At 59.2% G+C, this 25,012-nt stretch carries 23 protein-coding genes; 15 read left to right on the top strand and 8 right to left on the bottom strand.

The features are described from left to right. The first annotated feature begins 10 nt into the window (after nt 1-10). The gene (locus ACIPY9_RS03450) at nt 11-730 is read left to right on the top strand and encodes a 16S rRNA (uracil(1498)-N(3))-methyltransferase (RefSeq protein ID WP_400697031.1); all 720 of its coding nucleotides are present in this window, start codon (nt 11-13) and stop codon (nt 728-730) included. A 59-nt stretch (nt 731-789) separates the two neighbouring features. On the opposite strand, the gene ACIPY9_RS03445 is transcribed toward ACIPY9_RS03450, so the two are convergent. Beyond that, nucleotides 790-1,404, bottom strand: a complete 615-nt coding sequence (locus ACIPY9_RS03445; protein WP_400697029.1) for a hemolysin III family protein — start codon at nt 1,402-1,404, stop codon at nt 790-792. Between the two features lie 143 nt (nt 1,405-1,547). On the opposite strand from ACIPY9_RS03445, the gene ACIPY9_RS03440 reads away from it, so the two are divergent. After that, nucleotides 1,548-2,477: a LysR substrate-binding domain-containing protein gene (locus ACIPY9_RS03440; protein WP_400697028.1), complete on the top strand. Its 930-nt coding sequence runs from the start codon at nt 1,548-1,550 to the stop codon at nt 2,475-2,477. 9 nt (nt 2,478-2,486) lie between these two features. Here the strand turns inward: ACIPY9_RS03440 and choV are convergent, their stop codons facing one another. The 3 genes from choV to ACIPY9_RS03425 form a co-directional block, all read right to left on the bottom strand. Continuing rightward, entirely contained in the window at nt 2,487-3,665 is a 1,179-nt protein-coding gene (gene choV / locus ACIPY9_RS03435; RefSeq protein ID WP_400697026.1) for a choline ABC transporter ATP-binding protein, read from the bottom strand. Next, nucleotides 3,662-4,507 carry a choline ABC transporter permease subunit gene (choW, locus tag ACIPY9_RS03430; RefSeq protein ID WP_400697024.1) on the bottom strand — a complete coding sequence of 282 codons (846 nt, stop codon included), beginning with the start codon at nt 4,505-4,507 and terminating at the stop codon, nt 3,662-3,664. The genes choV and choW overlap by 4 nt, the downstream gene beginning before the upstream one ends. Nucleotides 4,508-4,571: 64 nt before the next feature. Further along, complete coding sequence (locus tag ACIPY9_RS03425) at nt 4,572-5,519, bottom strand: choline ABC transporter substrate-binding protein (RefSeq protein ID WP_400697022.1); 948 nt, start codon at nt 5,517-5,519, stop codon at nt 4,572-4,574. Between the two features lie 673 nt (nt 5,520-6,192). Here ACIPY9_RS03425 and ACIPY9_RS03420 point away from each other — a divergent pair. Then, nucleotides 6,193-7,296 carry a GlxA family transcriptional regulator gene (locus ACIPY9_RS03420; protein WP_400697021.1) on the top strand — a complete coding sequence of 368 codons (1,104 nt, stop codon included), beginning with the start codon at nt 6,193-6,195 and terminating at the stop codon, nt 7,294-7,296. Nucleotides 7,297-7,338: 42 nt separating this feature from the next. Here ACIPY9_RS03420 and ACIPY9_RS03415 read toward each other — a convergent pair whose 3' ends face one another. Continuing rightward, on the bottom strand, nt 7,339-7,803 hold the full coding sequence (locus ACIPY9_RS03415; RefSeq protein ID WP_400697019.1) for an REP-associated tyrosine transposase: 465 nt from the start codon (nt 7,801-7,803) through the stop codon (nt 7,339-7,341). 160 nt (nt 7,804-7,963) lie between these two features. Beyond that, the gene (locus tag ACIPY9_RS03410) at nt 7,964-9,589 is read right to left on the bottom strand and encodes a methyl-accepting chemotaxis protein (RefSeq protein ID WP_400697017.1); all 1,626 of its coding nucleotides are present in this window, start codon (nt 9,587-9,589) and stop codon (nt 7,964-7,966) included. A 391-nt stretch (nt 9,590-9,980) separates the two neighbouring features. Between ACIPY9_RS03410 and ACIPY9_RS03405 the strand changes: the two genes are divergently transcribed. Next, complete coding sequence (locus tag ACIPY9_RS03405) at nt 9,981-10,214, top strand: hypothetical protein (RefSeq protein ID WP_400697016.1); 234 nt, start codon at nt 9,981-9,983, stop codon at nt 10,212-10,214. Further along, complete coding sequence (locus tag ACIPY9_RS03400) at nt 10,211-10,513, top strand: cell division protein ZapA (protein WP_400697015.1); 303 nt, start codon at nt 10,211-10,213, stop codon at nt 10,511-10,513. The genes ACIPY9_RS03405 and ACIPY9_RS03400 overlap by 4 nt, the downstream gene beginning before the upstream one ends. A 353-nt stretch (nt 10,514-10,866) precedes the next feature. Here ACIPY9_RS03400 and ACIPY9_RS03395 read toward each other — a convergent pair whose 3' ends face one another. After that, the gene (locus tag ACIPY9_RS03395) at nt 10,867-11,907 is read right to left on the bottom strand and encodes a low specificity L-threonine aldolase (RefSeq protein WP_400697014.1); all 1,041 of its coding nucleotides are present in this window, start codon (nt 11,905-11,907) and stop codon (nt 10,867-10,869) included. Between the two features lie 98 nt (nt 11,908-12,005). On the opposite strand from ACIPY9_RS03395, the gene ACIPY9_RS03390 reads away from it, so the two are divergent. The 10 genes from ACIPY9_RS03390 to ACIPY9_RS03345 all read left to right on the top strand — a co-directional run bounded on the left by ACIPY9_RS03390 (nt 12,006) and on the right by ACIPY9_RS03345 (nt 24,017). Continuing rightward, nucleotides 12,006-12,749 (top strand): TraX family protein, encoded by a 744-nt coding sequence (locus tag ACIPY9_RS03390; RefSeq protein WP_400697013.1) that lies wholly within the window; start codon nt 12,006-12,008, stop codon nt 12,747-12,749. Nucleotides 12,750-12,941: 192 nt separating this feature from the next. Beyond that, a complete protein-coding gene (gene alaC / locus ACIPY9_RS03385) occupies nt 12,942-14,144 on the top strand; it encodes an alanine transaminase (protein WP_400697011.1) in 1,203 nt (400 codons plus the stop codon). A gap of 275 nt (nt 14,145-14,419) precedes the next feature. Next, complete coding sequence (glyA, locus tag ACIPY9_RS03380; RefSeq protein WP_400697010.1) at nt 14,420-15,673, top strand: serine hydroxymethyltransferase; 1,254 nt, start codon at nt 14,420-14,422, stop codon at nt 15,671-15,673. Between the two features lie 17 nt (nt 15,674-15,690). Continuing rightward, a complete protein-coding gene (locus ACIPY9_RS03375; protein ID WP_400697008.1) occupies nt 15,691-16,941 on the top strand; it encodes a sarcosine oxidase subunit beta family protein in 1,251 nt (416 codons plus the stop codon). Nucleotides 16,942-16,958: 17 nt separating this feature from the next. Further along, nucleotides 16,959-17,255, top strand: coding sequence for a sarcosine oxidase subunit delta (locus tag ACIPY9_RS03370; protein WP_400697007.1), 297 nt, complete (start codon nt 16,959-16,961; stop codon nt 17,253-17,255). Further along, nucleotides 17,252-20,272 carry a sarcosine oxidase subunit alpha gene (locus tag ACIPY9_RS03365; protein ID WP_400697005.1) on the top strand — a complete coding sequence of 1,007 codons (3,021 nt, stop codon included), beginning with the start codon at nt 17,252-17,254 and terminating at the stop codon, nt 20,270-20,272. Before ACIPY9_RS03370 ends, ACIPY9_RS03365 begins: the two co-directional genes overlap by 4 nt. 92 nt (nt 20,273-20,364) lie before the next feature. Beyond that, complete coding sequence (locus ACIPY9_RS03360; protein ID WP_400697004.1) at nt 20,365-20,997, top strand: sarcosine oxidase subunit gamma; 633 nt, start codon at nt 20,365-20,367, stop codon at nt 20,995-20,997. Nucleotides 20,998-21,079: 82 nt separating this feature from the next. Continuing rightward, the gene (gene purU, locus ACIPY9_RS03355; protein WP_400697002.1) at nt 21,080-21,937 is read left to right on the top strand and encodes a formyltetrahydrofolate deformylase; all 858 of its coding nucleotides are present in this window, start codon (nt 21,080-21,082) and stop codon (nt 21,935-21,937) included. A 143-nt stretch (nt 21,938-22,080) separates the two neighbouring features. Next, a complete protein-coding gene (gene fdhA, locus ACIPY9_RS03350) occupies nt 22,081-23,280 on the top strand; it encodes a formaldehyde dehydrogenase, glutathione-independent (protein ID WP_400697001.1) in 1,200 nt (399 codons plus the stop codon). Between the two features lie 173 nt (nt 23,281-23,453). Further along, complete coding sequence (locus ACIPY9_RS03345; protein WP_400697000.1) at nt 23,454-24,017, top strand: DUF2780 domain-containing protein; 564 nt, start codon at nt 23,454-23,456, stop codon at nt 24,015-24,017. On the opposite strand, the gene ACIPY9_RS03340 is transcribed toward ACIPY9_RS03345, so the two are convergent. Next, nucleotides 23,997-24,896, bottom strand: coding sequence for an acyltransferase (locus ACIPY9_RS03340; protein WP_400696998.1), 900 nt, complete (start codon nt 24,894-24,896; stop codon nt 23,997-23,999). The two genes, ACIPY9_RS03345 and ACIPY9_RS03340, sit on opposite strands and share 21 nt — an antisense overlap. Between the last annotated feature and the right edge of the window lie 116 nt (nt 24,897-25,012).

Genomic DNA, 25,012 nt, shown 5'->3' with positions numbered 1-25,012 from the left:
GAGACCCACCATGAGATTGTCCCGCTTCTTTATCGACGCCACCCTGAGCCTTGGCGAACACGAATTGCCAGAGGCCCAGGCGCACTACATCAGTCGCGTACTGCGGATGGTCGAAGGCGATGCGTTGCAACTGTTCGACGGTTCGGGGATGGAGTTTCGCGGCACGCTGCTGGAAGTCGGCAAGAAACGTGTGCGCGTTCAGCTGGATGAAAGTCTGGCCGGGCAGGTCGAATCGCCACTGCGCATTCATCTGGGGCAGGGGCTGTCGCGTGGCGAGCGCATGGACTGGGCGATCCAGAAAGCCACAGAACTGGGTGTCAGCGAAATTACCCCTATCGTCAGCGAGCGTTGCGAAGTGCGCCTCAAGGACGAACGCGCCGAAAAGCGTCAGGCGCACTGGCAACAGATTGCAATCAGCGCCTGCGAGCAATGCGGTCGTTCGGTGGTTCCAGTGATCCATCCGCCTGTTCCGCTGGCCGACTGGCTCAAACGTACTGAGGCCGACCTCAAGCTGGTGCTGCACCCGGTCGCAGAACCGCTGACCAGCCATGAAAAGCCGGCAACGCTGGCCTTTCTGATCGGTCCTGAAGGCGGCTTGAACGACGCGGAAGTCGAGCAGGCCAAGGGCGCTGGCTTCCACGCTGCACGCCTCGGCCCGCGCGTGTTGCGCACCGAAACCGCGCCGGTAGTGGCGTTAAGCGTTGCGCAACAGTTGTGGGGCGATTTCTAGCCTATTTGCAGGAGCGAATTCATTCGCGAAAATACGATTATTCGCGAATGAATTCGCTCCTACAGGACGTAGAAACAGATCGCCACGAAGTGCATCAGGCTGCCGGCAATCACGAACAGATGCCAGATACCGTGCCAATGGCGAATGTGGTCGTAGGCAAAAAAGATAATGCCCACGGTGTACAGCACGCCACCGCCTGCCAGCCAGATGAAGCCTGCCATTCCCAGGGCTGCCAATAGCGGTTTGACGGCCACCAGTACAATCCAGCCCATCACCGCGTAGATCACGATGGACATGATCCGGGCTTCGGAGCGTGGCTTGATCTCCTGCAGGATGCCGATCAGCGCCAGCCCCCAGACAATCCCGAACAGGCTCCAGCCCCAGGGACCGCGTAATGTCACCAGACAGAATGGCGTGTAGCTGCCTGCGATCATCAGATAGATCGAAAAGTGATCGACCTTCTGCATGATGACCTTCGCCCGCCCGCGGACACTGTGGTAGACCGTCGAGACGCTGTACAGGCTGACCAGACAAACGCCATAGATCGCCACTCCCACGATCTTCCAGACATCGCCCTGCAGGCTCGCCATCACCAATAGCCAGACGGCACCGACAGCGGCGAGTATCGCGCCCACCAGATGCGACCAGGCGTTGAATTTTTCTCCGTAATACATCTGAACGTCACCGCTGATTACACCTGAACACCTGTTGCAGAGGCTTTCAGCTATTGCGGCAAAGTGCAATCCATACATTTGCAGCAGCCATTGTCGGATGTGTCAGGCACAATCGTTGTCACTCCAACAACAAGCGCCACGACATGCAGATCGATGACGAGCTGACCTTAAAGAAACTGGAAATATTCCTGGCCTTCATGCGCACCGGCAATCTGGCCCGCGCCGCCGCTGAGTTGCAGACCAGCAATGTCAGTGTGCACCGTGCGATCCACTCGCTGGAAAGTGCCTTGCGTTGCCCCCTGTTCAAGCACGAAGGCCGTAACCTGACGCCGATGGAAAGCGCCTATGTGCTGGAGGAACGCGCACAAAAGCTGATCCAGGAGGTGCTGACCACGGTTGAAATGACACGTCAGGCTGCGGGCTTCTCGGCGGCGCGTTTCAAGCTCGGTGCCCTCTACTCACTGACGGTCAAGACCGTGCCGCAGCTCATCATGGGGCTGAAGATCCGCCGGAGCGAGTTGAATATCGACCTGATCCTGGGCTCGAACATCGACCTGCTCTACAAGCTCAAGAACATGGAAGCCGATGCGATGCTGGTGTCGCTGGATGAAAGCGTCAATGACCCTGACTGCGAGCATCTGCCGCTGTTTTCCGACGATATCTTTCTGGCCGTGCCTGCCGATTCTCCGTTCTCCCGGCACAGCGAGGTTGACCTGAGTGACCTGCGTGAAGAGACCTTCATCACCCTGACCCAAGGGTTCGCCACCCACCGTGATGGTGTGCGAGTGTTCCAGCAGGCGGGTTTCGAGCCCAAGGTGGCGATGCAGGTCAACGATATCTTCACCCTCCTGAGCATGGTCAGTTCAGGGGTGGGCTATGCCTTGTTGCCGGGGCGTATCGCGGCGGTGTATGAAAACCGCGTGCGACTGATTCCGCTGCAAAAGCGCTATCACCTGCAACAACACATCGGTCTGGTGTTTCTCAAGTCCAGAGAGCGGGACCCGAACCTGTTGGCGCTGATTGCCGAATGCCGGATGTACACCAACCGCCTGGCCCCTGTTCACAGTGAATGAGGGCCGGGGTCACCCCAGATTCTTGCCGAGAAGCGCGTGATACAGCTCACTGTCGCCCAGGATGCCGACAACCTTGTTGCCATCCTGTAACACCAGCTTGTTGCCTGTCTGGTAGCGGATCTGCAAGGCATCGCGCATGCCGATCGTGGAGTTCACCAGCGTCGGGCGACGGTCCAGGCTGTTGACGTCCTGCCCCGGTGTCCAGTTTTGCAGGTTGAGCTGCGCGGCTCCCTGGCGTGCGCCCTTGATGACATTGCCGTCGGCCAGATCCAGCCAGGAGTCCACGCCGGGGTCCAGGCACACCGAGCCGTTGATACGGGTGCAGTTATCGACGGTCCGCATCAGGCTGCGTCCGCACAGTACGTTGAGTGGATTGGTGTGCGCGACGAAAGTGCGCACATAGTCGTCGGCCGGATTGAGCACGATCTCTTCGGGCACGCTGTACTGAATGATCCGGCCGTCTTTCATGATCGCGATACGGCTGCCCAGCTTGAGGGCTTCGTCCAGGTCATGGCTGACGAACACGATGGTCTTGTTCAACTTGCTTTGCAGGGTGAGCAATTCATCCTGGAGACCTTGGCGAATCAGCGGATCGAGCGCGGAGAAGGGCTCGTCCATCAACAGAATGTCGGCGTCCATGGCCAGCGCACGCGCCAGCCCGACACGTTGCTGCATGCCGCCGGACAGCGCATCGGGTTTCTTGTTGCGCCATTGGGTCAGGCCAACCAGCTCCAGTTTTTCATCCACCAGCTTGCGCCGTTCCTTCTCCGGACGGCCCTGCATTTCCAGGCCGAAGCTGATGTTTTCGCGCACTGTCAGCCAGGGCATCAGGGCGAACTTCTGGAACACCATCGCGATGCGTTGGGTGCGCATCATTTTCAGCTCGGCCGCCGTGCAGTTGGCGATATTGATCTGTGAGCCTTGATGTTCCACATACAGCGAGCCACGGCTGACGGTATTGAGACCGTTGATGCACCGCAACAGGCTGGATTTGCCCGAGCCGGACAGCCCCATCAGCACGCAGATCTCGCCTTTCTCGATTTCCAGGCTGGCTTTTTCCACCCCGACGATCTGGCCGATCTGCTTGAGGATCTGATCACGCGTCAGGCCTTGATCCAGCAGCTTGAGGGCCTCACGCGGATCCTTGGCGAAGATGACGTCTACCTGGTCGAATTTGATGATACTCATGCGTCGGACCCTACCTTGGCTTCGGGTTGTTTGCAGATACGGTCGAGCATGATTGCCAGCAGTACGATCGCCAGACCGGCTTCGAAGCCCAGGGCGATATCAGCGGTGTTCAGTGCATTGACCACAGGTTTACCCAGACCGTCGGCACCCACCAATGCCGCGATCACCACCATCGACAGTGACAGCATGATGCATTGGGTGATACCGGCCGCGATGCTGGGCATGGCATAAGGCAGTTCGATCCGGGTCAGCAGCTGGCGACGGGACGAGCCAAAGGCCTTGCCGGCATCGAGCAGTTCATGAGGGACATCGCGAATGCCCAGGTACGTCAGGCGAATCGGTGCCGCGATGGCGAATACCACGGTCGAAATCAGGCCGGGCACGACACCCAGGCCGAACAGGGTCAGGGTTGGAATCAGGTATACGAACGTCGGAACGGTCTGCATCAGGTCCAGCAGCGGCCTGATGAAGGTGTAGAACATGGGCTTGTGCGCGGCAATGATGCCCAACGGTACGCCGATGACGACGCACACCAGGGTGGCGAACAGCACCTGGGCCAGGGTTTCCATGGTCTCCTGCCAATAATGCAGGTTCAGGATCAACAGGAATGCCAGAATGACGAATACCGTCAACCCCCACTTGCGCTGGATGTAATGCGCCAGAGCGGCAATCAGACCAATCAATACCAGCGGGTTGAACCAGGTCAGGGCGAAGGTCAGACCGTGAATCATCATTTCCAGTGTCGAGGCTATGGCGTCGAAGTAGTTGGCGCCGTGTTGTGTCAGCCAGTCGACGAAGGCCGCGATGTATTCGCCCAGAGGGATTTTATGATCAGTCAGCATGGTATCGATTGTCCGCTTGCGGGAAGAATAGGGACTGCAGGCGGCCGGGCCGCCTGCAATCGTCTTACTGGGTCAGTCTGGCCTTTGCGGCCTCCAGGCCTGGTTTGCCATCCACGGTGGTGACGCCAGCGAGCCAGGTATCCAACACTTGAGGATTTTTCTTGAGCCACGCTTTGGCGGCGGCATCGGGCTTCATCTTGTCGTCCAGGACATTACCCATCAGGGTGCTTTCCATGGTCAGGGTGAACGACAGGTTCTTGAGCAACTGGCCTACGTTGCTGCACTCCTGAACATAACCTTTGCGGGTATTGGTGAAGATAGTGGCCTGGCCGAAGTTAGGCCCGAAATATTCGTCGCCACCGGTCAGGTACTGCATCTTGAAGCGGGTGTTCATCGGGTGCGGCTCCCAGCCCAGGAACACCATGTCCGTACCGCGACGTGTGGCCCGATCCACCTGGGACAACATCCCGGCTTCGCTGGATTCGACGACCTTGAAACCGGCGGCCTTCAGGCCGAAAGCATCCTTGTCGATCATGCTCTGGATCAGGCGGTTGCCGTCGTTGCCCGGTTCGATCCCGTAGATCTTGCCGTCCAGCTCCTTCTTGAATCTGGCAATGTCGGAGAAGTCCTTCAGCCCCTTGTCGTATAACGCCTGTGGCACGGCCAGCGTGTATTTGGCGTTCTCAAGGTTGGCGCGAACGGTTTCGACGGTGCCGGCGTCACGGTAGGCCTTGATGTCGTTTTCCATCGTCGGCATCCAGTTGCCCAGGAAAACGTCCATATTCTTGCCATCGGCCAGGGACTTGTAGGTCACCGGCACGGAAATCATGGTGGTCTTGGTCTTGTAGCCCAGAGATTCGAGCACTGCACTGGTCACGGCAGTCGTGACTGTGATGTCCGTCCAGCCGACGTCCGAGAAGTTGACCGTATGGCACGCCTCTGGCTCGGCAGCCTGCACCAGCACGGGCAGGCCGAGCAGGGCGACCAACAGCAACGATTTAGAACCTTTCATGGATGGACTCCTGTGAATGTTGTCGCTTCATCCGCCGATGAGCGCTGATGTGTTGGCGAGGCATTTTGCGAAGCTCTATCACTGCGCCCGGCGATCGAGTCGAGGCCGATCATGTAACAGGGAAAATCAAACGCCTACAGGGGGCGTCGTATCCAGTACAGGCGGGGTCGCATCCAGTGTGCGCAAGGTCGCATACAGATTCTTTCTATCGTTCAAGCGCACTTTTACCGGGTTTGAGCTGTGAAAAGCGGCCGGGTCATGGCGACATGAGAGAGTAGGCGAGGGACATCCGGGTGGGCATGTGTCTGCTCGCTTTTTGAACATGGCGTGTCACCGTCGCCACCTTTTAGCGCGAAAACAAGCGGTTGTGGCGCAATGCTACTGCCCTGTGCGATGAGTGACACCCGCACGTCGTCCAACGTTTTTCTGTTTCCTCCAAGTGCTACCGAATTGCTCACTTTGTCCTTGTCGGACATGGGGTGTGGCGTCGCAATTGGGTAATGGGGTCGCTGCTGGCTAGACGCTTCGCGACGTCGTTTTCAGGTGTTGTTGAATGCCTATTCAATTTTAGGCATGGGTTTTGCGATGGGGTAACAAGGCCATGCATGAAGCAAGGCTACTAAGAAGAGCCTCGTCTGAGGCCAACCACCGCCTAGTGTGAGGAGATAACGTGATGACTTCGTTCAATGCAGGGGCTCAACCCCAGAACCGCGCACCACAATCCATCGGCTTTCTGTTGCTGGATAACTTCACTCTGATTTCTCTTGCATCGGCGGTCGAACCTCTGCGCATGGCCAACCAGCTTTCCGGTCGTGAACTCTACCGCTGGACCACCCTCAGTGTGGACGGTGGGCAAGTCTGGGCCAGCGATGGCCTGCAGATCACCCCGGATGCGGCCATGCACAAGGCACCGGCGCTGGACACCGTCATTGTCTGTGGCGGTGTCGGCATTCAACGTACCGTGACCCGTGAACATGTGAGCTGGCTGCAAGGCCAGGCTCGCCAGTCCCGTCGTCTGGGGGCGGTCTGTACTGGCAGTTGGGCACTCGCATGTGCAGGTCTTCTCGACGGTTTCGATTGCAGCGTTCACTGGGAATGTCTGGCCTCGATGCAGGAAGCCTTTCCGCGGGTGTCCATGAGCACGCGTTTGTTCACCCTGGACCGTAACCGCTTCACCAGCTCCGGCGGTACCGCGCCGCTGGACATGATGCTGCACCTGATCAGCCGCGATCATGGCCGTGAACTGTCGGCTGCGATTTCCGAAATGTTCGTCTACGAGCGTATTCGCAACGAACAGGATCATCAGCGCGTGCCGCTCAAGCACATGCTGGGCACCAATCAGCCCAAATTGCAGGAAATCGTGGCGTTGATGGAAGCCAACCTGGAAGAACCCATCGACCTCGACGAACTGGCGGTCTACGTGGCGGTTTCGCGCAGGCAACTGGAGCGCTTGTTCCAGAAATACCTGCACTGCTCGCCGTCGCGCTACTACCTCAAGCTGCGCCTGATCCGCGCCCGGCAACTGCTCAAGCAAACGCCGATGTCGATCATCGAAGTGGCGTCCGTGTGCGGCTTCGTCTCGACGCCGCACTTCTCCAAGTGCTACCGCGAGTACTTCGGTATCCCGCCTCGCGACGAGCGCGTAGGTTCAAACACCACCCAGCAAGTCGCCATGATGCCGATTCCCCAGGCGCTGGTACTGGCCCCGCTCTCCGGCCCGATGTCAGCCTTGAGCCAGGCGCGTAACGAATCGACCTTTGCGAGTGTGCGGTTGTAGCAGCCTTTCGCGAATGAATTCGCTCCTACCGTAGGAGCGAATTCATTCGCGAAGCCACACGGCATCCCACAACGGATAGTCGCCCAAGCGAGTGACCAATCCGGCACGAAGCGGATTCGCCACTATGTAGCGGGCAACATTCTGTAAATTCTCTTCGCGTCGGATCGCCCGATCATGGAAGCTTTTTTGCCATAACGTCCCCTCTCGCGAAGCCGCTTTGTTGATCGACAAAGCACTGCACGCCTTGATCTGTTTCATCAGGTCTTCAAGGGAACAGTCGCCTAACTCCAACAACCAATGGAAGTGATCGGGCATGACAACCCAGGCCAGCGACCTGGCCTTTCCCTGGATTTGAGCGCGCTTGAATTGCTCAACCACCAACCGTCCCAGCAACCAATCATGGAATATCGGGCAGCGCCCTTCGACCACCGTTGTCAGAAGATAAATTTGCCGGGGTTGAGAATATCGGCCGATTCGCAAGCGACAGGCTTGTGCACGATCAGGCATCTTTCGCCATCCTTGGCTAATGGATTCAATGATTGAATCTAGTCGGATGGCAGGGCAGTGCAGGCTTAAAGTCTGGCGAGATATTTCCGGGTTTTGTGGCGTGGGCCTCGCGAATAAATTCGCTCCTACAGGGTGGGAGCGAATTCATTCGCGAAAGGGATTACAGGCTGAACCGCGAAACCATGCTGTTCAGGTCCACGGCCAGGCGCGACAGCTCATTGCTGGCGGCGGTGGTCTGGTTGGCACCTGTGGTCGATTGGGCTGACAGGTCGCGGATGTTGACCAGGTTGCGGTCGACTTCACGGGCGACCTGGGCCTGTTCTTCGGCGGCGCTGGCGATGACCAGGTTGCGTTCGTTGATTTCTTCCACCGCTGTGTGGATGGTTTCCAGCGCCAGGCCGGCGCCTTTGGCGATGCTCAGGGTCGACTCTGCACGTTCGGTGCTGTTGCGCATGGAGCTCACGGCCTGTTCGGTACCGCCCTGGATGCTGCCGATCATACGCTCGATTTCGCTGGTCGACTGCTGGGTGCGGTGTGCCAGGGCGCGGACTTCGTCGGCTACCACGGCAAAGCCACGTCCGGCCTCACCGGCGCGGGCGGCTTCGATGGCGGCGTTGAGGGCCAGCAGGTTGGTCTGGTCGGCCAGGCCGCGAATCACGTCCAGTACCTTGCCAATGTCACGGGATTCTTCAGCCAGATTGCTGATGAGTTCGGCCGTGCTTTGCACGTCACCGCTCATGCGTTCGATGGCATTGACGGTCTCGATGACCAGATCACGGCCGTCGCCTGCCGACGCTGTCGCGTTTTTCGAGGCTTCTGATGTGCTGGTCGCGTTGCGGGCCACTTCCTCGACGGCGCTGGTCATTTCGTTGACCGCTGTGGCTGCCTGTTCGATTTCGTTGTTCTGCTGCACCAGACCGCGAGCACTTTCGTCGGTCACGGCATTCAGTTCTTCGGCCGCTGAAGCCAGTTGAGTCGCCGAGCCGGAAATACGCTGCAACGTGTCGCGCAGCTTGCTCTGCATGGTTTCCATGGCCTGCAGCAAACGGCCCGCTTCGTCGGTGCCATCGACCTTGATCGGGCGCGTCAGGTTGCCTTCGGCGATGGTTTCTGCCGCGCTCAGGGCCGCTGAAATGGGGCGCGTAATACTATTGGTCAACAGCCAGGCGAACAGAACGGTCAACAGCGTGGCGATGATCAGCATGCCGACGACCAGATTGAAGGCCGACGAATATTCCTGCGCCGCCTGCCGTTTGGTTTCGTTCAACTGCTCAGTGTTGAGTTCTACCAGCTTGCTGAGGACCACGTTCATCTGGTCGGAGTTATTGAGCATGTCTTTGTTGAGCAGGTCTTGCAGCTCATCGACCTTGTTGGCCAGGGTCAGGGTTTTCATGCGTTCTTCGAGCTGACGGTATTGCCCGAGCAACTGGACATACTGGTTGTAGAGCGCCTGTTCTTTAGGGTCGCCAATCAGCTTTTCATAGATGGCCTGTGCTTCGGTGATCTGCTTGTTGCGCATGGACAGCAAGTCGATGGTCTTCTGCTGGATCTCGGGTTCCCGGTTGACCAGCAGGCGATAGGACAGCACTCGCAGGCGGATACTCACCTCGGCGAACCGATCCAGGCTCTTGATGCTGGGAACGCTGTTTTCAGCCAGGACGTCGGTCGCTGTACGGATCTTGCTCATTTGCGACAGGGCAAAAATACCCAGGATCAGCATGAGGGCGCCGATGACAGCAAACCCGAGGAACGCACGTGGCGCGATGTTCATATTGCGTAATGACATGGACACTTCCAGAAGTAAGGCGCGTTCCATGCGTCGTATATGAAGAAAGGGCAATCTCTCGATGCTTGCCTATCGGTTCTACGACGAAAGTCTTGAGGCGAAGACACTTGATTTGATGCAAATCAATTTATGGCGCTTTTTCATGAAGGCCAAAAAAGCCGTGCAAGTCTTTGAAACCAATGGCTGGAGCGGTTTTTGGGGGTAATTGCGGGTTGTCGGGCTGTGCGCTTTTGTCGCAGATTTGCCGTTCTGACGAACAGCAGGAACCTGATCCCGAAAATGCAGTCCCATTTCGCCTGAACACTTGCTTTACTGACATGTTCAGACGCTAGCATGCGCAATGACTTTTCTTTATCGTGTGCGCCCGTTGAAATTTGCTTGAGAAATCAGAATGTTGGAAGCCTCCCTTAGCCAATTGGAACAACTTGTCGGTGATCTGGTGCAACAGAACCAGCAACTGCAAGACACTAACGCGCAACTCAGCGCCGAGCTTGCCAAAGCCAAGGATGAGAACGACAGCTTGCAGCTGAGTCTGATGGAGCAGGAAGAGAAACAAGGCAGCACTGCCGCGCGTATCCAGGCGCTTGTCGAGCGTGCAACCAGCGCCAGTGCTGTCGGCGCATGAGTCACGACAGAAACGGGGTAACCGTTCTTTCCATTCTGGGTAATGAATATTCGGTCAAGGCTCCGGCTGGCGAGGATCAGACGCTTCTGCAGGCGGCGGCGATGCTCAAGACATCCCTGGCAGAGACCAAGCGCAAATACCCGACCCTGATCGGCGACCGTCTGTTAGTGTTGGCGGCGTTGAACCTGTGTTCGCAGCAGATCGAGCTTGAGCAGTTGCACCAGATCGAACTGGAGCGCTATCGGGAGCAGGTCAGCGCTACGGTTGATGTGATCTCCAAGACCATTTCCCAAAGCTGAATCCTCCTTCTGTAGGAGCGAATTCATTCGCGAGGGGCCGGTACATCCAATGGAAAACCACGGCCTGACATACCGTCTTCCCGGATAAATCCGGTCCTACACAGATTGGGGATGAATTCATTCGCGAGGGGCCGGTACATCCAATGGAAATCCACGACCTGACACACCGCCTTCCCGGATAAATCCGGTCCTACACAGATTGGGGATGAATTCATTCGCGAGGGGCCGGTACATCCAATGGAAAACCACGGCCTGACACACCACCTTCCCGGATAAATCCGGTCCTACACAGATCACGTAGGAGCGAATTCATTCGCGAAAGAGGTTCGCGAATGAATTCGCTCCTACCGGGATCAGCCCTGCATCACCAGCCGGATATCCGCTGCCAGTTCGCGCACGCGGGCTTCTTCGGTGTCCCATGAGCACATGAAGCGTGCGCCGCCCTTGCCGATGAAGGTGTAGAAGCGCCAGCCTCTGGCCGTCAATGCGGCAATGGCCGGTTCCGAGAGTTGCAGGAACACGCCGTTGGCCTGCACCGGGAACATCAGTTGTACGCCCGGAATATCCTTGACCAGTTCGGCCAGCAATTGTGCGCAATGGTTGGCGTGACGGGCATGCTTGAGCCAGGCGTCGTTTTCCAGCAGACCAACCCATGGGGCGGACAGGAAGCGCATTTTCGAGGCCAGTTGCCCGGCCTGTTTGCAGCGGTAGTCAAAGTCTTCGGCCAGATCGCGGTTGAAGAACAGGATGGCTTCGCCCACCGCCATGCCGTTCTTGGTGCCGCCAAAGCACAACACGTCCACGCCCGACTTCCAGGTCAGTTCGGCCGGTGAGCAGTCCAGAAAGGCGCAGGCATTGGAGAAGCGGGCACCGTCCATGTGCAGGTGCAGACCCAGCTCCTTGCAGGTGGCGCTGATGGCCTTGAGTTCTTCCGGCTGATAGACGCCGCCGACTTCCGTGGCCTGGGTCAGGGTCACGACCCGTGGTTTCGGATAATGGATATCCTGACGCTTGAGCGCCACTTCACGAATGGATTCAGGTGTCAGCTTGCCGCCCGCGCTGGGGGCTGTCAGCAGCTTCGAGCCGTTGGAGAAAAACTCCGGTGCGCCGCATTCGTCTGTTTCAACGTGGGCGGTTTCCGAACAGATGACACTGTGATAACTCTGGCACAGCGATGACAGGGCCAGTGAGTTGGCGGCTGTTCCGTTGAAGGCAAAGAAGACTTCACAATCGGTTTCAAAAAGCCGACGGAAATCGTCCGAGGCCCGGGCCGTCCATTGATCGTCGCCATAGGCACGTTGATGCCCTTTGTTCGCCTGTTCCATGGCTGCCCAGGCTTCGGGGCAGATGCCGGAATAGTTGTCGCTGGCGAACTGTTGGCTTTGGTCTGTCATGGCCGATTCCTTGTGGTCGTTTATCGTGCGCACTGTAGCGAACAATAGGGCTCCGGGTCATGTGTTGTCATGTCCGGGCTGTTTCCAGTTGGAGTGATATGGATCTTTCAAACCCGCCCTTTCTGCCGGGACGCGACAAGGCGCTGGATCTGCTCAAGTGGCTGGCGATGCTGAGCATGCTGCTTGACCACCTGCGTTACGTGGGCTGGACGGCGAATTTTCTCTATGTACCGGGGCGTCTGGCGTTCCCCTGGTTCTGTCTGGCCATTGCCGTCAATCTGGCCCGTCGTAGCGCCGCCCTGGTGACGCCGCGTGTGCAGTGGCGCTACCTGGGCTGGCTGCTGGTGTTTGCAGGGCTTTCGGAAATCCCCTATCGCTTGTTCATGACCGATATCACGACACTGAATGTGATGCCGACGCTGTTCCTCGGGCTACTGGTGGCGCAAGGCTGGCGGCATCGCAATGCCACGACCCGGGTCATGGCCATGGTGGCGGTGCTGCTGGCCCTCCTGTTTCAGCAGCAATTGATGTTCGGCTTCTGGGGCGTGCTGTTGCCGCTGGCCTGTCTGTTGGTGCTGTCCAGACCCCTCTGGTACGCGGTTTTTCCGGCGGCTCTCTGCCTTGCAGGCAATGCCTGGCCGCAGATGTTCGCCGCCATGGCCTGGGGAGATCCGGTTTCCATTGCCGCGGTGATCGTTTGCCTGATTGCTCCGGCGCTGGGCATGGCGCTGCTTCGTTTCAAGCCGGGCTTCAAGGTCTGGCCCATGCGCCGCTGGGCCTATGGGATCTATCCCGGACACTTTCTGCTCTTGCTGGGGCTGCGTGAATTGCTAGCCCTGTGAAATACCCTGTGGGACCGGATTTATCCGGGAAGGTGTCAGTGAGTCTGAATGGGGCTTCGCGAATGAATTCGCTCCTACGGGGGAGGGGGGATATAGACAAATGGCCATGACTGCGCTTATCTTCGCGGCAGGCCGCCTCATGCGGTCAACGTCGCTCGGACGGTTCCGGGCGCTTACGTCTGCGAGATACTCATGGCTGACCAAGGTTCGCCGCGCCGCTTTGCGCGCATAGATCGACTCCCCCCTTACGTGTTCAACATCACTGCCGAGCTGAAAATGGCGGCTCGTCGTCGTGGTGAAGACATTATCGACTTGAGCATGGGCAACCCCGACGGGGCGACACCTCCGCACATCGTCGAAAAACTGGTCACCGTTGCCCAGCGCGAAGACACCCACGGCTACTCGACTTCGCGTGGCATTCCCCGTCTGCGTCGTGCCATTTCCAACTGGTACAAGAAACGCTACGAGGTCGATATCGACCCCGAAAGCGAAGCCATCGTCACCATCGGTTCCAAGGAAGGCCTGGCGCATCTGATGCTCGCCACCCTCGACCAGGGCGATACCGTGCTGGTGCCGAACCCCAGTTATCCGATCCACATCTACGGTGCCGTGATTGCCGGTGCCCAGGTGCGTTCGGTGCCGCTGGTGCCGGGTGTGGATTTCTTTGCCGAGCTGGAGAAGGCCATTCGTGGTTCGATTCCCAAGCCGAAGATGATGATTCTGGGCTTCCCGTCCAACCCGACCGCGCAGTGTGTGGAGCTGGATTTCTTCGAGCGAGTGGTGGCTCTGGCCAAACAGTACGACGTGCTGGTGGTCCACGACCTGGCTTATGCCGACATCGTCTATGACGGCTGGAAAGCACCGTCGATCATGCAGGTTCCCGGTGCCAAGGACATTGCGGTGGAGTTCTTCACCTTGTCCAAGAGCTATAACATGGCGGGCTGGCGCATCGGTTTCATGGTCGGTAACCCGGAACTGGTCAGCGCTCTGGCGCGGATCAAGAGCTACCACGACTATGGCACCTTCACGCCTTTGCAGGTGGCGGCGATTGCGGCGCTCGAAGGCGATCAGCAATGCGTTCTGGATATTGCCGAGCAGTATCGCCAGCGTCGCAATGTCTTGGTCAAAGGCCTGCATGAACTGGGCTGGATGGTGGAAAACCCGAAAGCGTCCATGTACGTCTGGGCCAAGATTCCGCCAGCTTATGCACACCTCGGTTCGCTGGAGTTCGCCAAGAAACTGCTGGCTGAAGCCAAGGTCTGTGTTTCTCCGGGTATCGGTTTTGGCGAGTATGGCGACGATCACGTCCGTTTCGCCCTGATCGAAAACCAGGACCGCATCCGTCAGGCCGTGCGCGGCATCCGCGCCATGTTCCGGGCAGACAAGCCTGCCTGATTGAGTGCGTAGGAGCGGATTCATCCGCGAAAGGGCCGGTACATCCGCAAGAGATGTACTGGCCGGAACGCCGTTTTCGCGAATGAATTCGCTCCTACACTCGCCCATGGGCAAATCGATTCTCTTCCTTCCCCGCCAAGCCATGTCGTAAACGCACCTTTGTGTGGCGTCCGCAGGCATTTGGTCGCTGTGCGTCAGCCCTAACATCGCATTCAAAGGGCCTCTCGTGGCCCCGCCGATAAGACAGGCGCAACGCCGCCGCTGGGAGAATCGCGATGTTCAGCAAGCAAGACCAGATTCAGGGATATGACGATGCACTGTTGGCAGCCATGAATGCCGAAGAGCAGCGCCAGGAAGATCATATCGAGCTGATCGCCTCCGAAAACTACACCAGCAAGCGTGTGATGCAGGCGCAGGGCAGCGGCCTGACCAACAAGTATGCCGAGGGCTATCCGGGCAAGCGTTACTACGGTGGCTGCGAGCATGTCGACAAGGTCGAGCAACTGGCCATCGATCGTGCCCGGCAATTGTTCGGTGCCGATTACGCCAACGTTCAACCGCACTCCGGCAGCCAGGCCAACGCTGCGGTCTATCTGGCACTGCTGCAAGCGGGCGATACCGTGTTGGGCATGAGCCTGGCCCATGGCGGCCATCTGACCCACGGTGCCAAGGTCAGTTTTTCCGGCCGTCTGTATAACGCCGTGCAGTACGGCATCGACAACACCACCGGCTTGATCGATTACGACGAAGTCGAGCGCCTGGCGCTGGAACACAAGCCGAAGATGATCATCGCCGGGTTCTCGGCCTACTCGAAAACCCTGGATTTCCCGCGTTTCCGCGAAATCGCCGACAAGGTCGGTGCCTACCTGTTCGTCGACATGGCCCACGTTGCCGGTCTGGTCGCGGCTGGCCTGTATCCGAACCCGCTGCCATACGCCGACGTGGTGACCACCACCACCCACAAGACCCTGCGCGGTCCGCGTGGCGGTCTGATCCTGGCCAAGGCCAACGAAGAGATCGAGAAAAAACTCAACTCTGCCGTTTTTCCGGGCGGGCAGGGCGGTCCGCTGATGCACGTCATCGCCGCCAAGGCCGTGTGCTTCAAGGAAGCCATGGAGCCGGGTTTCAAGGTGTATCAGCAGCAGGTCATCGATAACGCACAGGCGATGGCGCAAGTCTTCATCAAGCGCGGTTACGACGTGGTGTCCGGCGGCACCGACAACCATCTGTTCCTCGTCAGCCTGATCCGTCAGGGCCTGACCGGCAAGGATGCAGACGCCGCCCTGGGCCGTTCGCATATCACCGTCAACAAGAACTCGGTCCCGAACGACCCGCAATCGCCGTTCGTGACCTCGGGCCTGCGGATCGGTACGCCAGCCGTTACCAGTCGCGGTTTCAAGGTGACCCAGTGCATCGAACTGGCTGGCTGGATCTGCGACATCCTCGACAACCTCGGCGATGCCGATGTCGAGGCCAACGTCGCCAGCCACGTGGCCGCACTGTGCGCCGATTTCCCGGTTTATCGCTGAGTCAGGAGTAGCCCTCAATGCAACATTACTCAGGCTTCGGCCTTTTCAAGCACTCCCTCAGCCATCATGAAAACTGGCAGCGCATGTGGCGCACGCCGACGCCCAAGAAGGTCTACGACGTGGTGATTGTCGGTGGCGGTGGTCATGGTCTGGCGACGGCCTACTATCTGGCCAAGGAGCACGGCGTCAAGAACGTGGCCGTGGTCGAAAAAGGCTGGCTGGGCGGCGGTAACACGGCGCGCAACACGACCATCGTGCGCTCCAACTACCTGTGGGACGAATCGGCCCATCTGTACGAGCATGCGATGAAACTGTGGGAAGGCCTGTCTCAGGACCTGAACTACAACGTCATGTTTTCCCAGCGCGGGGTCTACAACCTGTGCCACACGCTGCAGGACATGCGCGACTCCGAGCGTCGGGTCAGCGCCAACCGCCTGAACGGTGTGGACGGTGAACTGCTCAACGGCAAACAGGTAGCTGAAGAGATTCCGTACCTGGACTGCTCGAAAAACACCCGTTATCCGATCATCGGTGCCACGGTTCAGCGCCGTGGCGGCGTGGCCCGTCACGATGCCGTGGCCTGGGGCTTTGCCCGTGCCGCCGATGCCTTGGGCGTTGACTTGATCCAGCAGACCGAAGTGATCGGCTTCCGCAAGGAAAACGGCGTCTGCATCGGTGTCGAAACCAATAAGGGCTTCATCGGCGCCAAGCGCGTCGGTGTGGTGACTGCCGGTAACTCAGGGCACATGGCGAAACTGGCCGGCTTCCGTCTGCCGGTCGAATCGCATCCGTTGCAAGCGCTGGTGTCCGAGCCGATCAAGCCGATCATCGACAGCGTCATCATGTCCAACGCGGTTCACGGCTACATCAGCCAGTCCGACAAGGGCGACCTGGTGATCGGTGCCGGTATCGACGGCTGGGTCGGCTACGGCCAGCGCGGTTCGTACCCCATCATCGAGCACACCATCCAGGCCATCGTCGAGATGTTCCCGGTGTTGTCTCGAGTACGCATGAACCGCCAATGGGGCGGCATCGTCGACACCACGCCGGACGCCTGCCCGATCATCTCCAAGACCCCCGTTCCGAACATGTTCTTCAACTGTGGTTGGGGCACCGGTGGCTTCAAGGCGACGCCCGGCTCCGGCAACGTGTTTGCCGCCAGCCTGGCCAAGGGCGAAATGCACCCGTTGGCCAAGCCTTTTTCCATCGAGCGCTTCCACAACGGCGCGCTGATCGACGAACACGGCGCGGCCGCCGTAGCTCACTGACCGGGGAGAATCCGAACATGCTGCATATTTTCTGTCCTCACTGTGGCGAACTGCGCTCCGAAGAGGAATTCCACGGTTCCGGTCAGGCGCATATCCCGCGTCCGCTGGACCCGAATGCCTGCACCGACGAAGAGTGGGGCGACTACATGTTCTTCCGTGACAACCCCCGTGGCCTGCATCACGAACTGTGGATTCATGCTGCCGGGTGCCGCCAGTATTTCAATGCCACCCGTGACACCGTGACCTACGAGATTCTCGAAACCTATCCGATTGGCACCCAGCCACAGTTCACGGCCAAGGGAGACAAGGCATGAGCCAGACCAACCGACTGCCCAACGGTGGCCGTATCGACCGCAGCAAGGTGCTGAACTTCTCCTTCAACGGCCAGACCTATCAGGGTTATGAAGGCGACACACTGGCCGCCGCGCTGCTGGCCAATGGTGTGGACATCATCGGCCGCAGCTTCAAGTATTCCCGCCCTCGCGGCATCTTCGCGGCAGGTTCCGAAGAGCCGAATGCCGTGTTGCAGATCGGTGCGACTGAAGCGACCCAGATCCCCAACGTGCGTGCGACCCAGCAGGCGCTGTATTCAGGACTGGTAGCGACCAGCACCAACGGCTGGCCGAGTGTGAACAATGACGTGATGGGCATTCTCGGCAAGGTCGGCGGCAAGCTGATGCCGCCGGGCTTCTACTACAAGACCTTCATGTATCCACAGTCGTTCTGGATGACGTACGAGAAGTACATCCGCAAGGCAGCCGGCCTGGGCCGTTCGCCGACCGAGAACGATCCGGACACTTACGATGCCATGAACCAGCACTGCGACGTGCTGATAGTCGGTGCCGGGCCTGCCGGTCTGGCCGCGGCCCTGGCGGCTGCGCGCAGCGGTGCCCGGGTGATTCTGGCCGATGAGCAGGAAGAGTTCGGCGGCAGCCTGCTCGACAGCCGTGAAAGCCTCGATGGCAAACCGGCTGCCGAGTGGGTGACCACGGTCATTGCCGAGCTCAAGGGCCTGAAAAACGTCACCCTGCTGCCTCGCGCCACGGTCAACGGCTATCACGACCACAACTTCCTGACCATCCATGAGCGCCTGACCGATCACCTAGGGGATCGTGCCCCGATTGGCATGGTGCGTCAGCGCATGCATCGCGTCCGTGCCAAGCGTGTCGTACTGGCGACCGGTACACACGAGCGTCCGCTGGTCTACAGCAACAACGATGTGCCGGGCAACATGCTGGCTGGAGCCGTGTCCACGTATGTCCGTCGCTATGGCGTGGCGCCGGGCAGAAAGCTGGTGCTGTCCACTAACAACGACCACGCGTACCGCGTTGCGCTGGATTGGCTCGATGCCAGCCTGCACGTGGTGGCGATTGCCGATGCGCGTCACAACCCGCGTGGCCCGCTGGTTGAAGAAGCGCGGGCCAAGGGCATTCGTATCCTGACCTCGAGCGCCGTGATCGAAGCCCGTGGCAGCAAGCGCGTAACGGCGGCCCGCATCGCGGCCATCGACGTCAATACCTTGAGCGTCACCAGCCCCGGCGAGTGGCTGGAGTGCGATCTGATCGCCAGCTCCGGCGGTTACAGTCCGATCGTACACCTGGCTTCGCACCTGGGTGGCAAGCCGGTCTGGCGTGAAGACATTCTCGGTTTCGTACCGGGCGAGGCCCCGCAGAAGCGTGTGTGTGTCGGCGGTGTGAATGGCGTCTACAGCCTGGCCGATACCCTGGCCGACGGTTTCGAAGGCGGTGCCCGTGCGGCCAGTGAAGCCGGTTTCAAGGCCGTGGAAGGCGTGATGCCCAAGGCCTTGAGCCGTGCAGAAGAGCCCGCGCTGGCGCTGTTTCAGGTGCCTCATGAAAAAGGCACGGCCCGTGCGCCGAAACAATTCGTCGATTTGCAGAACGATGTCACGGCTGCGGCCATCGAACTGGCCACGCGCGAAGGTTTCGAGTCGGTCGAGCACGTCAAACGCTATACCGCGCTGGGCTTCGGCACCGATCAGGGCAAGCTGGGCAACGTCAACGGCCTGGCCATCGCGGCCCGCTCGCTGAACGTTTCCATCCCCGAGATGGGCACCACCATGTTCCGCCCCAACTACACGCCGGTGACTTTCGGTGCGGTTGCAGGTCGTCATTGCGGGCATATCTTCGAGCCGGTGCGTTTTACCGCACTGCATGCCTGGCACGTGAGAAACGGTGCCGAGTTTGAAGACGTCGGCCAGTGGAAGCGCCCCTGGTACTTCCCGAAAAACGGCGAAGACATGCACGCTGCCGTCGCCCGTGAATGCAGGGCCGTGCGTGAAAGCGTCGGCCTGCTGGATGCCTCGACCCTGGGCAAGATCGACATTCAAGGCCCGGATGCCCGTGAATTCCTCAATCGCGTCTACACCAACGCCTGGACCAAGCTGGATGTGGGCAAGGCCCGTTACGGCCTGATGTGCAAGGAAGACGGTATGGTGTTCGACGACGGCGTAACCGCGTGCGTAGGCGACAACCATTTCATCATGACCACCACCACGGGCGGCGCTGCCCGGGTTCTGCAATGGCTGGAAATCTACCAGCAGACCGAGTGGCCGGACCTGAAGGTGTATTTCACCTCCGTGACCGACCATTACGCGACCCTGACGCTGTCCGGCCCCAACAGCCGCAAGCTGCTCAGTGAAGTCACGGATATTGACCTGGGCCGTGAATCCTTCCCGTTCATGGCCTGGAAGGAAGGTCTGGTGGCGGGTGTCCCGGCTCGCGTGTTCCGTATCTCCTTTACCGGTGAGCTGTCCTACGAGGTCAACATTCAGGCCGACTACGCCATGGGTGTTCTGGAAAAGATCGTCGAGGCGGGCAAGAAGTACAACCTGACACCGTATGGCACTGAAACCATGCACGTGTTGCGGGCCGAGAAGGGGTTCATCATCGTCGGCCAGGACACCGATGGTTCGGTGACGCCGGACGACCTGAACATGGGCTGGTGCGTGGGGCGGACCAAACCGTTCTCCTGGATCGGCTGGCGGGGCATGAACCGCGAAGATTGCGTGCGTGAACAACGCAAGCAACTGGTGGGCCTCAAACCGGTCGACCCGACCCAATGGCTGCCGGAAGGCGCACAACTGGTCTTCGATACGAAACAGACGATTCCGATGACCATGGTCGGCCACGTCACGTCCAGTTATGCCCATAACTCTCTGGGTTATTCGTTCGCACTGGGCGTGGTCAAGGGCGGTCTGCAACGCATGGGTGAACGTGTGTTCGCACCCCAGGCCGATGGCAGCGTGATCGAGGCCGAAATCGTGTCTTCGGTGTTCTTTGATCCGAAGGGTGAACGGCAGAACGTGGAGTGATGTACATGGGCGGCCTTGAACACATCAGGCCGCCTGTGTAGGAGCGAATTCATTCGCGAAACCCCACAAACCGAATTCATGACAGGTGTCCCATGACCACAGTCAACGTATATCAACAACGCCCGGAAGCGGGCGTAAAGGCTGAATCGCCACTGTTCCATGCCGACCTCGGCAGCCTTGTCGGCAAAGGCCGCTCCAACCCTGGCGTGTTCCTGCGCGAGAAAAAACTGCTCGGCCATCTGACCCTTCGTGGCGATGCCCGTGATCCGGCATTTGCTGCCGGGGTTCACAAGGCTCTGGGCATGGAGCTGCCCGCAACCCTGATGCTGGTCACTCAGGGCGAAAGCTCGCTGCAATGGCTTGGCCCGGACGAGTGGCTGCTGATCGTGCCGACCGGCGAAGAGTTCGCCACCGAGCAACGCTTGCGCGAAGCGTTGGCGGGGCTGCATATCTCCGTGGTCAATGTCAGCGGTGGTCAGTCCATTCTGGAGCTGTCCGGCCCCAAGGTGCGCGAAGTGCTGATGAAGTCCACCAGCTATGACGTACACCCTGACAACTTCCCGGTGGGCAAGGCTGTCGGCACGGTGTTCGCCAAATCCCAACTGGTGATTCGCCGCACGGGCGAGGAAACCTGGGAATTGCTGATTCGTCGCAGCTTCGCCGATTACTGGTGGCTGTGGTTGCAGGATGCCAGTGCCGAATACGGATTGAGCATTCAGGCGTAGTGAGCCCCCGTTCGCGAATGAATTCGCTCCCACACTGTAGGAGCGGATTCATCCGCGAACCATTGTCAGGAGTCACCTTTATATGAGTCGCGCCCCCGATACATGGATTCTGACTGCCGACTGCCCCAGCGTGCTGGGGACGGTGGACGCGGTGACCCGCTATCTGTTCGAGCAGGGCTGCTACGTCACCGAACACCATTCGTTCGATGACCGGTTGTCCGGGCGTTTTTTCATTCGTGTCGAATTCCGTCAGCCAGAGGGTTTCGACGAGGCCGGATTTCGCGCCGGACTGACCGAGCGCGGCGAAGCGTTTGGCATGATCTTCGAGCTGACGGCACCGAACTACCGGCCAAAAGTCGTCATCATGGTCTCCAAGGCCGATCACTGCCTGAACGACCTGCTCTATCGCCAGCGCATCAACCAACTGTCCATGGATGTGGTCGCTGTGGTTTCCAATCACCCCGATCTTGAACCATTGGCTGGCTGGCACGGAATTCCGTACTACCATTTCCCACTCGACCCGAATGATAAGCCTTCTCAAGAGGCCAGGGTCTGGCAGGTCATAGAAGATTCAGGTGCCGAACTGGTGATCCTTGCCCGCTACATGCAAGTGCTGTCACCGGACCTGTGCCGCAAGCTCGACGGCAAGGCGATCAACATTCATCACTCGCTGCTGCCGGGCTTCAAGGGTGCCAAGCCTTACCATCAGGCCTACAACAAGGGCGTGAAACTGGTCGGTGCGACGGCGCATTACATCAATAACGACCTGGACGAAGGACCGATCATTGCCCAGGGCGTCGAAGTGGTCGATCACAGCCATTACCCCGAAGACCTGATTGCCAAGGGCCGGGACATTGAAGGACTGACATTGGCGCGAGCCGTCGGGTATCACATCGAGCGGCGCGTGTTTCTGAACGCCAACAGGACGGTAGTGCTCTGAAGCTGCAAGCGACAAGTTTCAAGCTGCAAGTGAGAAGCGAAAAGCAGCAAGCTGAAGGTTGGCCAGATCCTCTTGCCGCTTGAAGCTTGCCACTTGCAGCTAACTCCTCCTCTTTCCAACAACAAAACATAGAGGTGACATGCATGTCTGATAATCGCGGTGTGGTGTATCTAGGCGCTGGCAAGGTCGAGGTGCAGACAATTCCTTTCCCTAAAATGCAGGATCCCAGAGGCAAGCGCATCGAACATGGCGTCATTCTGCGTGTGGTCTCTACCAACATCTGTGGTTCGGACCAGCACATGGTTCGTGGTCGTACAACAGCGCAGGTGGGGCTGGTGCTCGGTCATGAGATCACGGGCGAAGTGATCGAAGCCGGGCGCGATGTGGAGAATCTCAAGGTAGGCGATCTGGTGTCCGTGCCCTTCAACGTAGCGTGCGGTCGCTGCCGCAGTTGCAAGGAACAGCACACCGGCGTCTGCCTGACCGTCAACCCGGCGCGGGCCGGTGGGGCTTACGGTTATGTCGACATGGGCGACTGGGTCGGAGGTCAGGCTGAGTACGTGCTGGTGCCTTACGCCGATTTCAACCTGCTGAAACTGCCGGACCGCGATGCGGCCATGGAAAAAATCCGTGATCTGACCTGCCTCTCCGACATCCTGCCCACCGGCTATCACGGCGCAGTGACGGCGGGTGTCGGTCCGGGCAGCACCGTGTATGTCGCCGGTGCCGGCCCGGTCGGTCTGGCGGCAGCGGCGTCGGCGCGTTTGCTGGGGGCGGCGGTGGTGATCGTCGGCGATGTGAACCCCAAACGTCTGGTGCACGCCAAGGCTCAGGGTTTCGAGATTGCCGACCTGTCGCTGGACACGCCTCTTCATGAACAGATCGCTGCGCTGCTGGGCGAGCCGGAAGTCGATTGCGCGGTGGACGCCGTGGGCTTTGAAGCTCGTGGCCACGGCCATGCCGGTGCACAGGCCGAAGCGCCGGCCACCGTTCTCAACTCGTTGATGGGCGTGGTACGGGTGGCGGGCAAGATCGGCATTCCCGGCCTGTATGTCACCGAAGATCCGGGGGCTGTCGATGCCGCTGCCAAAATGGGCAGCCTGAGCATTCGCTTCGGTCTGGGCTGGGCCAAGTCCCACAGCTTCCACACGGGCCAGACACCGGTCATGAAGTACAACCGGCAATTGATGCAGGCCATCATGTGGGACCGGATCAAGATCGCGGACGTGGTGGGTGTCGAAGTCATCAGCCTCAATGACGCGCCACGCGGCTATGGCGAGTTCGATGCGGGCGTACCGAAGAAATTCGTGATCGACCCGCACAAGCTGTTCAGCGCGGCGTAATAGCATTCGCCGTCTGTAGGAGCGAATTCATTCGCGAGCAGATTTCGCGGATGAATCCGCTCCTACACGGTCGGAAAGAATCGCCATACAACGGGAACAAGGCCTTCTTCACCCAGTCAAACCGACTGTTTTTATCATCCATCGTTGGATGATTTCGGTGAGAGGTTGACGTAATGAACACTGCACGCGGTATCGCACTTGCAACATTGATGGGCCTGGCGGCCGCTCCGGCTCTGGCATTTAACCTGAACGACGCAGCCAATGCCGTTTCCAACGCCACTGGCGGCAACCAGAAAGCCACGGCGGCACCTGAAGCCGCGGGTTTGCTCAATACCCTCGGCACGCAATTGAAGGTCACACCGGAGCAGGCCGTTGGCGGCACCGGCGCCTTGCTGGGGCTGGCGAAGAATAAACTGACCGGCTCCGACTATTCGCAACTGACCCAATCCGTACCGGGGCTGGATCAGTTGTCGGGGCTGACCGCATTGAACAGCCTGGGTGACGGCGGGCTGGGAGCCCTGTTGGGCGGAAACAAATCCGGGAGCGGTTCGGCACTGGGCAGTGCGCTCGGTAATGTGCAGAGCATGGGCGACGTGAACAACGCCTTCAAGGCGCTGGGCATGGACAGCAGCATGGTCAGCCAGTTCGTGCCGGTGATCCTGCAATACCTCGGTCAGCAAGGTGCCAGCGGCTCCGCATTGCAGAGCCTGAGCGGGTTATGGGGTGCCGGCAGCTGATTCGAGACGCAAGGCTGCAATACGCTCGTTCTTCTCCAGCCAGAGCTGGTTGACCCAGCTCTGGACCTTCTCGCGAAACGCCGGATCGCTCTCGTAGTCGCCTTGCCAGAGCGCCGGGTCCAGTTCGCGTGTCTTGATGTCCACGATCACCTTGGGCACCCGTCCGCATAGCATGTCCCAGAAACCCGGAATCCGTGAGCCGGGGTACACCACCGTGACATCCAGGATTGCATCCAGTTGTTCACCCATTGCGGCGAGCACAAACGCGACGCCGCCAGCCTTGGGCTTGAGCAGATGAGGATAGGGCGAACCCTGAGCGGTATGTTTGGCTGGAGTAAAACGGGTGCCTTCCAGGTAATTGACGATGGTCACCGGCTGGCGCTTGAACAGCTCGCAGGCGGCCTTGGTGATTTCCAGGTCCTTGCCCTTGAGTTCGGGGTTCTTCGCCAGAAAAGCCTTGGTGTAACGCTTCATGAACGGGTAATCCAGCGCCCACCAGGCCAGCCCCAGCAACGGTACCCAGATCAGTTCCTTTTTCAGGAAAAACTTGAAGAACGGCGTGCGGCGGTTGAAGGCCTGGATCAACGCCGGAATATCGACCCAGGACTGGTGATTGCAGACCACCAGATAAGACGTGTCGCTGCGCAGGCCTTCGTTGCCGCGAATATCCCATTGTGTCGGGGTGAATGAGGCAAAGATGAATTTGTCGATTTCGGCCCAGGTTTCGGCAATCCACATCACGGCCCATGAGCAACGATCACGAAGGCGGCCCTTGAACAACAGTTTGAGCAGTGCGAAAACCAACAGAGGGCCGATCAGCACGAGGGTATTGATCAGCAGAAGCAGGGTGACGAAACAGCCGGTCAGTACGCGGCGCATAAGGAACTCGCGAGTCTTTTGTGGCTGGCAATGATAGAGACACTGGCTGGCTGCGCCAATTACACAGGTGCTTACAAATGTTTCACGCGCTAACGATTATGCTGGTCGAACCCGAA

Source organism: Pseudomonas sp. NPDC089734 (genome assembly GCF_044748865.1).
Lineage (GTDB): Bacteria > Pseudomonadota > Gammaproteobacteria > Pseudomonadales > Pseudomonadaceae > Aquipseudomonas.
The sequence above is the reverse complement of the archived record's forward strand: the minus strand, read 5'-3'. Positions and strand labels throughout refer to the sequence as shown.

Bases quoted from the DNA above. Each gene is read 5' to 3' on its own strand.
- ACIPY9_RS03415 (WP_400697019.1), bottom strand. From the start codon at position 7,803: ATGCCTGATCGTGCACAAGCCTGTCGCTTGCGAATCGGCCGATATTCT.
- ACIPY9_RS03420 (WP_400697021.1), top strand. From the start codon at position 6,193: ATGACTTCGTTCAATGCAGGGGCTCAACCCCAGAACCGCGCACCACAA.
- ACIPY9_RS03370 (WP_400697007.1), top strand. From the start codon at position 16,959: ATGCTGCATATTTTCTGTCCTCACTGTGGCGAACTGCGCTCCGAAGAG.
- ACIPY9_RS03365 (WP_400697005.1), top strand. From the start codon at position 17,252: ATGAGCCAGACCAACCGACTGCCCAACGGTGGCCGTATCGACCGCAGC.
- ACIPY9_RS03360 (WP_400697004.1), top strand. From the start codon at position 20,365: ATGACCACAGTCAACGTATATCAACAACGCCCGGAAGCGGGCGTAAAG.
- ACIPY9_RS03405 (WP_400697016.1), top strand. From the start codon at position 9,981: ATGTTGGAAGCCTCCCTTAGCCAATTGGAACAACTTGTCGGTGATCTG.
- ACIPY9_RS03375 (WP_400697008.1), top strand. From the start codon at position 15,691: ATGCAACATTACTCAGGCTTCGGCCTTTTCAAGCACTCCCTCAGCCAT.
- purU (WP_400697002.1), top strand. From the start codon at position 21,080: ATGAGTCGCGCCCCCGATACATGGATTCTGACTGCCGACTGCCCCAGC.
- alaC (WP_400697011.1), top strand. From the start codon at position 12,942: ATGGCTGACCAAGGTTCGCCGCGCCGCTTTGCGCGCATAGATCGACTC.
- ACIPY9_RS03390 (WP_400697013.1), top strand. From the start codon at position 12,006: ATGGATCTTTCAAACCCGCCCTTTCTGCCGGGACGCGACAAGGCGCTG.
- fdhA (WP_400697001.1), top strand. From the start codon at position 22,081: ATGTCTGATAATCGCGGTGTGGTGTATCTAGGCGCTGGCAAGGTCGAG.
- ACIPY9_RS03395 (WP_400697014.1), bottom strand. From the start codon at position 11,907: ATGACAGACCAAAGCCAACAGTTCGCCAGCGACAACTATTCCGGCATC.
- ACIPY9_RS03340 (WP_400696998.1), bottom strand. From the start codon at position 24,896: ATGCGCCGCGTACTGACCGGCTGTTTCGTCACCCTGCTTCTGCTGATC.
- ACIPY9_RS03450 (WP_400697031.1), top strand. From the start codon at position 11: ATGAGATTGTCCCGCTTCTTTATCGACGCCACCCTGAGCCTTGGCGAA.
- ACIPY9_RS03410 (WP_400697017.1), bottom strand. From the start codon at position 9,589: ATGTCATTACGCAATATGAACATCGCGCCACGTGCGTTCCTCGGGTTT.
- glyA (WP_400697010.1), top strand. From the start codon at position 14,420: ATGTTCAGCAAGCAAGACCAGATTCAGGGATATGACGATGCACTGTTG.
- ACIPY9_RS03425 (WP_400697022.1), bottom strand. From the start codon at position 5,519: ATGAAAGGTTCTAAATCGTTGCTGTTGGTCGCCCTGCTCGGCCTGCCC.
- ACIPY9_RS03345 (WP_400697000.1), top strand. From the start codon at position 23,454: ATGAACACTGCACGCGGTATCGCACTTGCAACATTGATGGGCCTGGCG.
- choV (WP_400697026.1), bottom strand. From the start codon at position 3,665: ATGAGTATCATCAAATTCGACCAGGTAGACGTCATCTTCGCCAAGGAT.
- ACIPY9_RS03400 (WP_400697015.1), top strand. From the start codon at position 10,211: ATGAGTCACGACAGAAACGGGGTAACCGTTCTTTCCATTCTGGGTAAT.
- choW (WP_400697024.1), bottom strand. From the start codon at position 4,507: ATGCTGACTGATCATAAAATCCCTCTGGGCGAATACATCGCGGCCTTC.
- ACIPY9_RS03440 (WP_400697028.1), top strand. From the start codon at position 1,548: ATGCAGATCGATGACGAGCTGACCTTAAAGAAACTGGAAATATTCCTG.
- ACIPY9_RS03445 (WP_400697029.1), bottom strand. From the start codon at position 1,404: ATGTATTACGGAGAAAAATTCAACGCCTGGTCGCATCTGGTGGGCGCG.